Here is a 14785-nt window from a genome sequence, read left to right on the forward strand (position 1 = left end):
TTTCTCGTTGACAAACGATTATTTTTCTGAAATAGTAGCCTAGAGGAATCCTTGTGAGAAAACAAGGATTTTTCTATTGAAGATGGTATATAAAAGAGATAAGATAACTTGCCAAAACTATAGTCGAGGCGTTATTCTATAATAGAAACATATGTTCTGATTTTGGATTAGGAAAGGGGCAAGGAGTTTGGCGAAGCATCAGTTCCAATATAATGAAGATGCGATTCAAGTGTTAGAAGGACTTGAAGCCGTTCGAAAACGCCCGGGTATGTATATCGGGAGTACGGATAGCCGTGGATTGCATCATTTAGTATATGAAATAGTAGATAACTCCGTTGACGAAGCGTTAGCGGGATTTGGCGACGAAATTTCAGTCGTAATACATAAAGATAATAGTATTAGCGTTATAGATAAAGGGCGAGGAATGCCTACGGGAATGCATAAACTTGGGAAACCTACACCTGAAGTTATTTTAACTGTACTTCATGCAGGTGGTAAGTTTGGTCAAGGTGGCTATAAAACGAGTGGTGGTTTACACGGTGTTGGGGCATCAGTTGTAAACGCTTTGTCAGAATGGTTAGTAGTAACAATTAAGCGTGATGGTAACATTTATGAACAACGTTTTGAAAATGGTGGCGTTCCTGCAACAACGTTAGAGAAAATCGGGAAAACAAAAGAGTCTGGTACGACAATGCACTTCAAACCAGATACAACGATTTTCAGCACGACAAATTACAATTATGAAACATTATGTGAGAGATTACGTGAATCTGCATTCTTATTAAAAGGAATGAAAATCTCGATAAAAGACGAACGTAATGATTTAGAAGATATATTTCATTATGAAACAGGAATCGAAGCTTTCGTTTCATATTTAAACGAAGAAAAAGATTCAATTCACCCGGTTGTATATTTCACTGGTGAACAAAACGGGATTGAAGCAGAACTAGCATTCCAGTTTAATGATGGTTACTCAGAAAATATTCTTTCGTTTGTAAATAACGTACGTACAAAAGATGGTGGAACACACGAAGCTGGATTCAAAACAGCGATGACGCGTGTGTTTAACGAGTATGCTCGTAAAGTAGCACTATTAAAAGAAAAAGATAAAAACTTAGAAGGTACAGATATTCGTGAAGGTGTAGCGGCTATCGTTTCGGTACGTGTACCAGAAGAAGTGCTTCAGTTTGAAGGGCAAACGAAGGGCAAACTAGGTACAAGTGAAGCGCGTTCTTCAATTGATGCCATTGTATCTGAGCATTTAGCATACTTTTTAGAAGAAAACCCTGATGTAGCTACACTTCTTGTGAGAAAAGCAATTAAAGCAGCACAAGCCCGTGAAGCAGCCCGTAAAGCAAGAGAAGAAGCGCGTAGTGGTAAGAAAAAGAAAAAATCAGAAGGTACGTTAAGCGGGAAATTAACACCTGCACAATCACGTAACCCGCAAAAAAATGAACTGTACCTAGTAGAGGGTGACTCTGCCGGTGGTTCTGCGAAACAAGGACGAGACCGACGTTTCCAGGCCGTATTACCGTTACGTGGTAAAGTAATTAATACAGAAAAAGCAAAGCTTGCTGATATCTTTAAAAATGAAGAGATTAATACAATCATTTATGCGATTGGCGGCGGTGTAGGAAATGAATTTGATGTTGAAGATATTAACTACGATAAAGTTGTAATTATGACCGATGCCGATACGGATGGGGCTCATATTCAAGTATTGTTATTAACGTTCTTCTACAGATATATGAAGCCACTTATCGAAGCTGGTAAAGTATTTATCGCACTTCCTCCTTTATACAAAGTAAGTAAAGGAAAAGGTAAGAGTGAGGTAATTGAATACGCTTGGTCAGATGAGGAATTAGACGGTGTAACGAAAAAAGTTGGAAAAGGCTATATGTTACAACGTTATAAAGGACTTGGTGAAATGAATGCGGATCAATTATGGGAAACAACAATGAATCCTGAAACGCGTACATTAATTCGCGTGAAAATTGATGATGCAGCAAGAGCAGAGCGTCGCGTTACAACATTAATGGGCGATAAAGTAGAACCGCGCCGTAAATGGATTGAACGTAATGTGCAGTTTGGTATGCAAGAAGAAGGAAATATTTTAGAAAATGAAATGATTATGGAGACGGAGGTGGAATAACATGCAAGCAGAGAAGTTTCATGACCTCCCGCTTGAAGACGTGTTAGGTGATCGCTTTGCACGTTATAGTAAATATATTATTCAAGATCGTGCACTTCCAGATGCACGTGATGGCTTAAAGCCAGTACAAAGACGTATTTTATATTCTATGTATGTAGAAGGTAATGTACATGATAAAGCGTTTCGTAAATCAGCTAAAACAGTAGGTAATGTTATCGGTAATTATCATCCACATGGAGATTCCTCTGTATATGAAGCAATGGTACGCTTAAGCCAAACTTGGAAAGTACGTAATGTTTTAGTTGAAATGCATGGTAATAACGGTAGTGTTGATGGGGACCCAGCGGCAGCGATGCGTTATACGGAAGCTCGTTTATCACCAATCGCATCTGAATTATTACGTGATCTTGATAAAGAAACAGTTGAATTCGTGTCAAACTTTGATGATACGAGTGAAGAACCAGTTGTATTACCAGCAGCGTTCCCGAATTTATTAGTGAACGGATCTACAGGGATTTCCGCTGGTTATGCAACAGAAATTCCTCCGCATCATCTTGGAGAAGTTATTGATGCTACAATGATGCGTATCGATAAGCCAAATAGTACTGTTGACGATTTATTAACAGTTATGAAAGGACCAGATTTCCCAACAGGCGGTATTATTCAGGGGATTGATGGTATTAAAAAGGCGTATGAAACAGGTAAAGGTAAAATTATTATTCGCGGAAAAGCAGAAGTTGAAACAGTGCGCGGTGGGAAACAACAAATTGTAATCACTGAAATTCCTTACGAAGTGAATAAGGCAAACCTTGTAAAGAAAATGGATGAATTACGTCTAGATAAAAAGTTAGATGGTATTGCTGAAGTGCGTGATGAGACAGATCGTACTGGTTTACGAATTGTTGTTGAATTAAAGAAAGAAGCAAACTCCGAAGGTATTTTAAATTATTTATATAAAAATACAGATTTGCAAATTCCATATAACTTTAATATGGTAGCGATCAATAATCGTCGTCCAACACTTATGACATTACCGAAAATTTTAGATGCTTATATTGGACATCAAAAAGAGGTTATTACGAGACGTTCGCAATATGAATTAAGAAAAGCAGAAAATCGTCAACATATTGTAGAAGGTTTAAAGAAAGCATTATCGATTTTAGACCAAGTAATTGAGACAATTCGAGCTTCAAAAGATAAACGTAACGCGAAAGATAATTTAAGTGCAAAATTTGGCTTTACAGAAGCACAGGCAGAAGCAATTGTTTCCTTGCAATTATATCGCTTAACGAATACAGACATTACGGCGTTACAAGAAGAAGCAGATGAGCTTAATAAGAAAATTATTGAGCTACAGGCAATTTTACAAAGTGAAAAAAGATTACTTCAAGTAATTAAAACAGATTTAAAGAGAGTTAAGAAAACATATAGTGATGATCGACGCGCGATTATTGAAGATCAAATCGAGGAAATTAAAATCGATGTAGAAGTGATGATCCCACAAGAAGATGTCATCGTTACTGTAACGAAAGAAGGATATGTGAAACGTACTGGATGGCGCTCACATAATGCCTCAAACGGCAAAGACTTCGGTATGAAAGAGGGTGACATCTTACTTGAACGATTCGATACGAATACGACAGAGACAGTCCTCTTATTTACGAATAAAGGAAACTATATATATCTGCCAGTATACGAAATGCCAGATATTCGTTGGAAAGATTTAGGTCAGCACGTTGCTAATATCGTTTCACTCGACCGGGATGAAACAATCATTTGGGCAACGGTTGTACCGAACTTTGAGGAAGAAAAACGATTTATCGTATTTGTAACACGAAATGGTATGATAAAGAAAACAGAATTAAATCAATATAAAGTTCAGCGTTATTCAAGGGCATTCGTTGCTGTAAACTTGAAAAAAGATGATGAAGTTGTCGATATATTTGCGACAGATGGAACGAGTGATATTGTTCTTGCTACACACGGTGCATATGCACTTATTTTCCATGAAGATGAAGTAAGTCCAGTCGGTGTAAGAGCTGCTGGTGTTAAAGCAATTAATTTAAAAGAAGATGACTATGTCGCTTCTGGTAAACCGTTAAATGGTGACAAAGATCAACTTATTCTCGTAACACAGCGCGGTGCTGTAAAACGTCTAAAAGCATCAGAAATTGAAAAGTCAACGAGGGCGAAACGCGGTCTTGTTATTTTCAAAGAATTAAAACGTAATCCGTACCGCATTGTCGGTATTGAAATTGTTCGGGACGATGAATTAGTTTACATGAAGACAGAGAAAAACATTGTAGAAGAGATTGATCCGAAAGCGTATCGAAATAAAGACCGGTATAGTAATGGTAGCCTTGTGCTAGATGTTAATGATACTGGTGAAGTAGTAGAAACGTGGACGAAGAAAAGACCAGAATAAAGAGGGCATCTTGCTATGAATAGTAGCAAGATGCTTTTTTCTAGGCAATTTATTATGTAAATAATAATAATCTTGTTATAATAACTGAATGAAATCGTTCTCATAAAGTGAAACTTTAATCAATGGGGAGTTTCTTCATCCTCACTGATTATTAGTTGAACCAATCGGGCTTTAACAAGCAGTTGATTACTCACCTAATGCCTTAGCTTTCACTGAATTTTGAGTTAGGAATCTTACTGCCCGTTAAAGCGGGACAAATGGAGGGGCAACATGAAAAAAATAGGTGTAGGGATTGTAGGATATGGTTTTTCTAGTACGACATTTCATATCCCACTATTACAAACAATAGAAGAATATGATATTCGTGCTGTATTATCCTCAAAAGAAGAGGTAGTAAAAGAAACATTACCAAACGCTAATGTTGTTAGTACAATTGATGAATTGGTGAAGCGAGCTGATGTTGACTTAGTTGTTATTACATCACCTAATACAACTCATTTTCCATATGTAAAAGAAGCAATTTTAAAAGGTAAGCATGTTGTTGTAGAAAAACCATTTGTTGTCTCAATTGAAGAAGGAGAAGAGCTTATTTCATTAGCAGAGCAGCATAATGTAATGTTAAGCGTATATCATAATCGTCGTTTTGATAATGATTTCTTAACAATTAAGAAATTGTTAGGAGAAAACAGAGTAGGGAATGTATACGCATATGAATCGAATTTTGATCGTTTCCGTCCACATGTACGTGATCGATGGAGAGAAAAAAATCTACCAGGCTCCGGTATATTATATGATTTAGGATCGCATTTAATTGACCAAGCGTTATCAATATTCGGGAAACCAGATGCGATAAGTGCAGATGTAATAAAACAACGACCAGGTGCAGAGGTGGATGATTATTTCCACATAGTACTTCATTACGGAGTTAAACGTGTCATTTTACGTAGTAGCAGTTATGTGAAAAAAGCTGGACCGCATTTTATAGTGCATGGAGAGAAAGGTTCTATCGTGAAGTACGGTATGGATTCGCAGGAAGAGCAATTAAAAAATGGAATGAAGCCAGGTGATAACGGTTATGGAGTAGACGATGAAGAGAATTTTGCTACTTTAGAAACAGAAGAAAGCTTAGAGCGTATTCCAACAGAAGTCGGTTGTTATGACAATTATTATAAAGGTGTACGAGATAGTATATTAAATGGTGAGGAACTACCTGTAACAGCAAAAGAAGGTTTAGATGTTATTAAACTGATTCAATTAGCGATTGAAAGTAGTGAAAAGGGTAGAGTCATTTCTATAAAATAAAAAGACACGAAATTCGTGTCTTTTTATTTTTGTGGAACAGAAAGACCATAGAAGAACATCGTAACGATATCTTTTATATGTTTTTCTCGATCTCCTTCAAGAAGTTGTGCTCCAAATTCATCACCTAATTTTGTAAACATTTGAATGTAAAGTAACATCATTTCTTTAGTAAGGTGTGGATTAATTTCGTTTTTGCGCTGAGCTCGTTCTAATATTTCTAAATACCAGGGTAGGATTTTTTCATTTTGATAACTATAAATAAACTTACGGAGTTCTTCGTCCCTTTGCATCATTTGTAGTAACATATCAGGTTGAAATAATCCGCCAGTATTCATTTTTCTTACAATCATTTTTTGCATCATATCATGAAAAGGTAATTTTTCTTCTGCAAGCTCTTTATAATATTGAAATTCAGATATGATAAATTCTTGTATAAGCTCCCTAAATAACGCATCTTTACTTCCGAAATGATTATAAATTGTAACTTGAGAAACGTTTGCTTCTTTTGCGATATGTTCTATTTTCACTTCATTAAATCCACGTTCTGAAAATAATACGAATGCTGCTTCTTTAATGGCACGCTTTTTCTTTTCTTTTACTCTTTCAAAGCCGTTCAATGCAATCACCTCACTTAAAATATACAAGAAAAAATAATGGAAAACAATAATTTTGAAATATGGACTAATAAATATTTCAAAAAGTTGTTGCGAATATGGAAGATGAGGAGTACAATAATTTTGAAATATCACACATTAAATATTTCAAAAAATGAGGTGGAATTATGATTTCAGTTCAAGATGTCACAAAACAGTTTTCGAACGGAAAAGGTTTGTTTCATATTACATTTGATGTAAAAGAGGGAGAAGTATTTGGTTATTTAGGACCGAATGGTGCCGGGAAATCAACGACGATTCGTAATTTAATGGGATTTATAAAACCGACGACTGGTAAAGCGACAATTTTTGGATTAGATTGTTGGAATGAAGCGGCGAAAATTCAAAGGGAAGTTGGTTACTTGCCAGGTGAAATTTCTTTTATTGAAGGAATGAACGGATTAGAGTTTTTAAAATTAATGCAAGGAATGCGAGGATTAAAGGATACGAAAAGACGAGATGAACTGATAGAGCGTCTGCAATTTGATGTGAAAACACCGATTCGCAAAATGTCTAAAGGAATGAAGCAAAAAGTAGGGATAGTCGCTGCATTTATGCACGATCCAGAGGTGTTAATTTTAGATGAACCAACATCTGGACTTGATCCACTTATGCAGCAAGTATTTATAGATTTAATATTAGAGGAAAAGCAAAGAGGAAAAACAATCCTAATGTCATCACATATTTTTACTGAAATTGAGAGAACTTGTGATAGAGTAGCTATTATTAAAGATGGTCGACTCGTAACGGTTGAAAATATTCACGATTTACAAAGTATGAGAAGACAGGTGATAGATGTAACAGTATCATCACAAGAAGAGATTGAGTCCCTTACAAAGTGTAATTTGCAATTTGAAGCAGTAAAAGGCAGAGAGGCATCTATCATTGTACAAGGAAACTATCAAACTGTTTTACAAACACTTTCAAACTATAATGTAACGGCACTTCAAACGAGAGCGATGGATTTAGAACATTTATTTATGCATTATTACGATAAGAAAGAAGGGGTAACGCATGAATAAGCAACTATTTTTAGCAAGTTTGAAAGAAACACAAAAAAATATTTTGAGTTATGCGTCTGGTGCAGCTTTATATCTGTGGTTATTAATTTGGATATTCCCGTCAATGGTATCAGCGAAAGGGCTAAATGAATTAATAGCTGCCATGCCTGATAGCGTGAAAAAAATCGTTGGTATGGAAAGTCCGATTCAAAACGTAATGGATTTTCTAGCGGGCGAATACTATAGTCTATTATTTATTATCATTTTAACAATTTTTTGCGTAACAGTTGCGACACATTTAATTGCTCGTCATGTAGATAAAGGAGCAATGGCATACTTGCTAGCAACACCTGTATCTAGAGTGCAAATTGCGATTACACAAGCTGCTGTTCTCATATTGGGACTTCTAATTATTGTATCTGTTACGTATGTAGCTGGGTTAGTAGGTGCAGAATGGTTTTTACAAGATAATAACTTAAATAAAGAATTATTTTTGAAGATAAATGTAGTCGGAGGGCTCATATTTTTAGTCATTAGTGCGTATTCATTTTTCTTTTCTTGTATATGTAATGACGAAAGAAAAGCACTAAGTTATTCAGCGAGTTTAACTATCTTATTTTTCGTATTGGATATGGTAGGGAAGTTAAGTGATAAGTTAGAATGGATGAAAAACCTATCATTATTCACGCTGTTTCGTCCGAAAGAAATTGCTGAAGGATCATATAATATATGGCCGGTAAGTATAGGTTTAACTACTGTAGCGCTTTGTATTTTTATCGTAGCGATTGTAGTATTTAGGAAGAGGGATTTACCGTTATAGAGTAGAAAGTCCACTGAGAAAGTGGGCTTTTTTTATTTGTAAATTTAAACTAGTATGTTTATTGCATCCTTATAAAGGATATTTATCTTTTCAGTTACAAAAATATTCAAAAAAGTGAACCTTTTTCTAGGCTCATACGTCTAATATATGTAAAGTTAAATTGGAAGTGATGAAGTGAGGATGAAACAGGAGGAGCAATTGTGAAAGTAATCCCTTTATATAAAATGATTGTAAAAGAAGAAACGGATGTTTCTTTAGCGAAAAAAGGTGATCATGAAGCCTTTATAGCGCTTATACATACAGAAAAAGCGAAGATGTATCGAATAGCAAAGGCGATGTTACGTGATGAGACAAATATAGAGGATGCGATACAGACAACAATTTTAAAAGCCTATGAAAATATAAAAAAATTAAAAAAAGAAGAATTTTTTCAAACTTGGTTAATTCGAATACTAATAAATGAGTGTAACAATATTATTAGAGCGTATAAAAATGTAATTGTGACAGAAGAGAATGATTACATTATGAGTGCGTGTGATCAGTATGAAGATATAGATTTGTGTAATGCGATTCAATCGTTACATGAAGAATTAAGAGCTGTTACGGTGCTTTATTACTATGAAGACATGAATCAAGAGAGTATAGCAAAGCTGTTAGAAATACCGAAAGGAACAGTGAAATCAAGATTATCACGTGCGAGGGAACAACTACAAAAACGATTAAAGATGGAATAGGGGGTGTAAAGGATGGATAATGAAAAATTATTTGATGAGAAATTAAAAAAGAGAATAAAAGATGAAAATGTTATAGTACCTCCAGAGTTAAATGAAAAGATTAATGGCACGCTACATAATCTTAAGGTAAAAAAGAAGAGTTACAAAATTCATATGATGATAATTAGTGCAGCGGTTTGTATACTTTCAGTGGTATCTATGTCTGAGTTTTCTATACAAAGTTTTGCGCAAAATGGTGGAGTATTTGAATATGTAAAGAAAAAAGCGTTTTCTGATTATGAAAATGAAGAAGAAATAAAATCGAATGTACATTATCCAGATAAAGAAAAGATTCATCAAAAAATGCTAGATTCTATTGATTATTTTAAAAATATTTCAGGACAATTTGAGGAATATTCTAGCTCATCAAGAATTGCTACAACATATAAGTATGCGATTGATACGGAGAAACAAAGAGGTATCTCTTCGAAAGAAGATAAACTAGCCAAAAAACGAACAATTATATATAACGAGGGGAAGAAAAAAGAGTTTGATGATGAGAAGTATACCTATAAAGAGACAAAATGGAACCCGAAAGAAAGAAACAATGAACTATTAAAATTAAATCCTACGGAAAGGTTAGTGAGAAAATCAGATGAGAAAAAGAGATATGATGATGAATATGTAGGGCTAGCTAAATATAGTATTCAATCAGAATTCGCAGATTTATTAATTCGATATAAAGATTGGAATTATAAAGAAACGAAATATCTTGGATTAGATTGCTACAAAATTGAAGGAGTTATAAACATAGAGATGCCTGTTAGCACCTCTGAAGATTTAAGAGGGAAATTCGAAATGGTTGTGGAGAAAAATACAGGGATTATGTTGAAATTTCTTAGTTTTCAAGAAGGCTTGATTCAATATTCAGTTACGACTGAATGGATACAAATAGATAAGGGATTGAAAGAAAGTATGTTTCAAAAGGATAGCGCTAAATATGAAAAAATGAAAAACATATTGGATGAATAGAAACAGGAGGAGAGTAAATGGGGAATCATTCATCTTTAAGAGAAGAGAAAAATAAGCAAAAATATAAAAAGAAAAAGATAATAAGTTTACTATTGGCGGTATTACTATTTGGTGGAATTGGCTATGGAGCCTATGTATATATGAAAACTTCTAGTCTTGTACAAAAATCTAATTTGAATTTAGCACGAGGTGAAAAATCCAATTTACGTGAGAAATCTGTAAAGCCAATTGCAAATCATGTTTCACTTTTAATTATGGGAATTGATGAAAATCAAGAACGCCAAAAGGAATATAATGGTGCATTTCATACAGATGCATTATTGTTAGCGACTTTTAATAAAGACGATAAAACAGTGAAATTAACGAGCATACCACGTGATACATATACATATGTTCCAGTTGAAAAGAAAAAAGATAAAATAACCCATGCATATGGAAGTGGTTTCGTTAAAAATGGTAAAGATGGAGGACCGCAAGCTTCTGTGGAAGCGGTAGAAAAATTGTTACAGGTGCCTGTTGATTATTTTGTGAAATTTAATTTTGGTTCCTTTACTAAAATTGTTGATGGGTTAGATGGTATTGAAGTGGATGTCCCAGTTGAATTTACGGAGCAAAATAGTAAAGATGAACCTGATGCGATTCATTTGAAAAAAGGATTACAAAAATTAAATGGGGAAGAAGCACTTGCACTAGCAAGAACGCGCCATATTGATAGTGATGCAATGAGAGGACAGCGCCAACAACTTGTTATTGAAGCGATTTTAAGTAAATTAAAAAGTGTAGGATCGGTTACGAAGCTAGAAAAAATAGTTGAGGCGGTTGATGGTGAATTTAAAACAAATTTAGTAATGGATGATATTTTATCTTTTTATAAATACGGTTTAAACGGTTCAGTTGAAAAAATACAATTAGCTGGTGATGATTTATACTTACCTAATGGCCCAAACGGGCAACGTGTATATTATTATAATCCTAATAAAAAAGATCTACAGAGTTTGAGTAATACTCTTAGAACACATCTAGGATTAAGTGAAAAACAGATTGAGGAGAATTAAAGCAGATGTAATGTCTGCTTTTTTATTATGTTAAATAGTATGTCTTTTATTTGTAAATATTATATACTATTTCCAATTTTAAGATAATAGTGTAACATAAAGTTATAGTTCAAGTTAAATAACAGGGGGGCTATTACATAGAATATATCATTAGCAATTATTGAAATAGTATGGGAGAAATGAAAGAAACAGGGGAGTATCAAAAATGAGAATCGTAAAGAATTTAACATTCCAAGTTATTGTGGCCATTATTTGTGGTATTGCAGTAGGGGCAATTTGGCCGAGTGTTGGACAACAAATGAAGCCAATTGGTGAAACATTCATCAATATGATTAAAATGGTTATTGCACCGATTATTTTTTTAACAATTGTGCTCGGTATTGCAAGTATGGGAAGTATGAAAAAGGTAGGCCGTGTTGGTGGGAAGGCACTATTATATTTTGAAATTGTTACAACAGCGGCTTTAATTATTGGTATCATCGTAGCGAATGTTGTACGTCCAGGAGATGGATTAGATCCCTCAAAACTAAAAGGCGGAGATGTTTCACAATATGTACAAAGTGGGCAAGAAATGAAATGGATGGATTTCTTTTTACATATCGTGCCGTCTAACATGTTTGAAGCATTTGCCAAAGGTGATATTTTACAAGTTCTGTTCTTCTCCATTTTATTCGGAGCAGGGTTAACGATGTTAGGAAAAAATGGACAACCGGTTATTGACTTTTTTGAAAGATTATCGAAAGTATTTTTTAACATTTTATCAATTGTAATGAAATTAGCACCAGTTGGAGCATTCGGTGGGATGGCATTTACAATTGGGAAGTATGGTTTAAGCACGCTCATACCACTTGGTAAATTAATGATTTGTGTATATGCGACAATGGCATTATTTGTTTTTATTGTTTTAAATTTTATTTGTAAATTGTATAAATTTAGTTTGTGGAAATATTTAGCGTATATTAAAGAAGAATTACTTATTGTTCTCGGGACATCATCGTCAGAATCAGTACTGCCGCGAATGATGACAAAGATGGAAGACTTTGGGTGTTCGAAACCGGTAGTAGGTTTAGTCATTCCAACAGGCTATTCTTTTAACTTAGATGGAACAACGATTTATTTATCAATGGCAACTATATTTTTAGCTCAAGTTTTTCACGTCGATCTTTCACTAGGTCAACAATTAACTATAATAGCTATTTTGTTAGTTACATCTAAAGGAGCAGCAGCAGTAACCGGCGGGGGATTCATTGTACTAGCATCTACTCTATCTGCAATGAATGTTATCCCATTAGAAGGTTTAGCGTTATTACTTGGTGTAGATCGTTTCATGTCAGAAGCACGTGCTATCGTTAATTTAATTGGTAACGGTATTGCAACTGTAGTTGTTGCGAAAAGTGAAAATGAATTTGATGATGAGAAGTATACGAGAGTAGTAGAGGAAATGAAAAGAGAAAAAATGGTCGGGTAAAAAGTCAGCTTTGCTGACTTTTTTATTTTTGTAGAAAAGATGTTTTTAGATATATGCATTATTTATTAGCAATAATTAACAAGTATTCAAGTGGTAAAAGAGATAAAAGTGATTAAAACAACGAATGTGTATGAATGCGAAATAAGGTTTGAACAAAATATGGCATTTTTATGAATATTACTGTAAAAAAATAATTTTTTAAAAATTTTCAATAATAATACTTTACAAAAATTAAAAAATTAGTAGAATAAGAATTAGTAAGAATCGTCTGATAAATATATAGAGAAAAACAGAATTATCAGAAAATTCTTTAATAGCTATCGTTAAGAATTAGGGAGGGTACAAAATGAAAAAGAAACAAATGAAAAAACTAACAGCAGTTGTAGCACCGGTTTTAGCAATGAGCATGGCGTTAACAGCATGTTCTACATCAGGTGGAGATAAGAAGACAAGCACAAATTCTAGCTCTAGTGGAGATAGTAAATCAGGGGAAAAATTAGCAGCAAAACAAGTGTTAAATCGAACAGTAACACAAGAGATTCCGACGATGGACTCTTCAAAATCAACTGATACAGTATCTTCACAAATGCTAGGTAATACAATGGAAGGGTTATATCGTCTTGATAAAGATAATAAGCCGATTCCAGCAGCAGCAGAATCTAGCACGAAAAGTGAAGATGGTAAAAAATATACGTTCAAACTACGCAAAGATGCAAAATGGTCAAATGGAGATCCAGTAACTGCGAAAGATTTCGTATACGCTTGGCAACGTCTATTAGATCCAAAAACAGCTGCTGAGTATGCATTTATCGCATTCCCGATTAAAAATGCAGAAGTAGTAAATAAAGGAGAAAAACCTGTAACTGAATTAGGAGTAAAAGCAGTAGATGATCTTACGCTTGAAGTTGAGTTAGAGCAAGCAGTACCGTACTTCTTAAACTTAGTAGCATTCCCATCATATTATCCATTAAATGAAAAGTTCGTAAAAGAAAAGGGCGAGAAGTTCGGTTTAGAGTCTGATACAACTGTCTATAACGGACCGTTCGTTCTTAAAGATTGGAAGCATGAACAAGGATGGCAATTAAAGAAAAATGATCAATATTGGGATAAAAAGACTGTGAAACTGGAAGAAGTTAACTTTAGTGTTGTTAAAGAGGCTGCGACTTTAGTCAATCTATATGATAGCGGTCAAGTTGACTTTGCTTTATTAAATGGAGAGTTCGTTGATAAATATAGAAGCAAGAAAGATGAATTTGGCACATATTCACAAGTGAGTACGTATTTCATTCGTATGAACCAAAAACGTGATGGACAAGACACGCCATTAAAGAGCAAAAAATTACGTGAAGCAATTGCGCTATCAATTGATAAAAAGAATTTAGCAAATGTAATTTTAAATGATGGATCAAAAGAAGCTGACTTCTTAGTACCAAAAGGGTTAGCAACTGGACCGGACGGTAAAGATTTCCAAGAAACATTTAAAAACGGTTTGAAACCAAATCCTAAAAAAGCTGCTGCAGCTTGGGAAGAAGCGAAAAAAGAACTTGGAAAAGATCAAGTTACGATTGAATTCTTAAACTACGATACTGGTAATGCGAAAAAAGTTGGCGAATATATTAAAGATCAGATTGAGAAAAACCTAAAAGGTGTAACAGTTAATATTAAACTTCAACCATTTAAGCAAAAACTAAAATTAGAAACTGAACAACAATATGATATTTCGTATGGCGGATGGAATCCGGATTATGCAGATCCAATGACGTTCTTAGATATGTTTGAGACTGGACATTCTCATAACCAAATGAGCTTCTCTGACCCTAAATATGATGGCATGGTGAAAAAAGCTGGAACGGAATTAATGAGCGATGCGAAAAAACGTTGGGAAGAGTTAGGAAAAGCTGAAAAAACATTACTTGAAGAAGATGTAGCGATTGTACCTTTATATCAACGTGGAGATTCTTATGTTTTACAACCAAATGTAAAGGGAGTAGTAAAACATAATATCAGTCCAGAATTTAGCTTTAAATGGGCATATGTAACTGAAAAATAATAGAGTTAAAAAAGCATTTCAAAGTAGCTTAGCTACTTTGAAATGCTTTTTTTGTGAACTTAAAATACTAATTTTTAGTATGGTTAAATAGAGGAGAATAAGGTGTATAGTATG

Annotated in this window: 11 protein-coding genes; 10 read left to right on the plus strand and 1 reads right to left on the minus strand. The window is 34.3% G+C overall.

Going from position 1 to position 14785, the window contains the following annotated elements:
- Positions 1-187 precede the first annotated feature (187 nt).
- The 3 genes from parE (at position 188) to ACTFP3_RS08960 (ending at position 5879) form a co-directional block, all read left to right on the plus strand.
- Positions 188-2152: a DNA topoisomerase IV subunit B gene (gene parE / locus ACTFP3_RS08950; protein WP_001062194.1), complete on the plus strand. Its 1965-nt coding sequence runs from the start codon at positions 188-190 to the stop codon at positions 2150-2152.
- A gap of 1 nt (position 2153) precedes the next feature.
- Complete coding sequence (gene parC, locus ACTFP3_RS08955; protein ID WP_001147470.1) at positions 2154-4577, plus strand: DNA topoisomerase IV subunit A; 2424 nt, start codon at positions 2154-2156, stop codon at positions 4575-4577.
- Between the two features lie 270 nt (positions 4578-4847).
- On the plus strand, positions 4848-5879 hold the full coding sequence (locus tag ACTFP3_RS08960; RefSeq protein WP_000719783.1) for an oxidoreductase: 1032 nt from the start codon (positions 4848-4850) through the stop codon (positions 5877-5879).
- A 23-nt stretch (positions 5880-5902) separates the two neighbouring features.
- Here the strand turns inward: ACTFP3_RS08960 and ACTFP3_RS08965 are convergent, their stop codons facing one another.
- The gene (locus ACTFP3_RS08965) at positions 5903-6505 is read right to left on the minus strand and encodes a TetR/AcrR family transcriptional regulator (RefSeq protein ID WP_002024578.1); all 603 of its coding nucleotides are present in this window, start codon (positions 6503-6505) and stop codon (positions 5903-5905) included.
- 155 nt (positions 6506-6660) lie between these two features.
- Between ACTFP3_RS08965 and ACTFP3_RS08970 the strand changes: the two genes are divergently transcribed.
- From ACTFP3_RS08970 to ACTFP3_RS09000, 7 genes are all read left to right on the plus strand, one after another.
- Positions 6661-7554, plus strand: a complete 894-nt coding sequence (locus ACTFP3_RS08970; RefSeq protein WP_000626577.1) for an ABC transporter ATP-binding protein — start codon at positions 6661-6663, stop codon at positions 7552-7554.
- Positions 7547-8353 carry an ABC transporter permease subunit gene (locus ACTFP3_RS08975; RefSeq protein WP_001041419.1) on the plus strand — a complete coding sequence of 269 codons (807 nt, stop codon included), beginning with the start codon at positions 7547-7549 and terminating at the stop codon, positions 8351-8353. The genes ACTFP3_RS08970 and ACTFP3_RS08975 overlap by 8 nt, the downstream gene beginning before the upstream one ends.
- 200 nt (positions 8354-8553) lie before the next feature.
- Entirely contained in the window at positions 8554-9087 is a 534-nt protein-coding gene (locus tag ACTFP3_RS08980; protein WP_000864730.1) for an RNA polymerase sigma factor, read from the plus strand.
- Positions 9088-9099: 12 nt separating this feature from the next.
- Positions 9100-10098, plus strand: a complete 999-nt coding sequence (locus tag ACTFP3_RS08985; protein WP_000368242.1) for a hypothetical protein — start codon at positions 9100-9102, stop codon at positions 10096-10098.
- Positions 10099-10115: 17 nt separating this feature from the next.
- Positions 10116-11153 carry an LCP family protein gene (locus tag ACTFP3_RS08990; RefSeq protein WP_000526728.1) on the plus strand — a complete coding sequence of 346 codons (1038 nt, stop codon included), beginning with the start codon at positions 10116-10118 and terminating at the stop codon, positions 11151-11153.
- 205 nt (positions 11154-11358) lie between these two features.
- The gene (locus tag ACTFP3_RS08995; RefSeq protein WP_001223629.1) at positions 11359-12621 is read left to right on the plus strand and encodes a dicarboxylate/amino acid:cation symporter; all 1263 of its coding nucleotides are present in this window, start codon (positions 11359-11361) and stop codon (positions 12619-12621) included.
- Positions 12622-12967: 346 nt separating this feature from the next.
- On the plus strand, positions 12968-14671 hold the full coding sequence (locus ACTFP3_RS09000) for a peptide ABC transporter substrate-binding protein (RefSeq protein WP_000730167.1): 1704 nt from the start codon (positions 12968-12970) through the stop codon (positions 14669-14671).
- Positions 14672-14785 lie beyond the last annotated feature (114 nt).

The organism is Bacillus cereus group sp. MYBK5-2 (genome assembly GCF_051915685.1).
In the GTDB taxonomy this organism is placed as follows: domain Bacteria; phylum Bacillota; class Bacilli; order Bacillales; family Bacillaceae_G; genus Bacillus_A; species Bacillus_A cereus.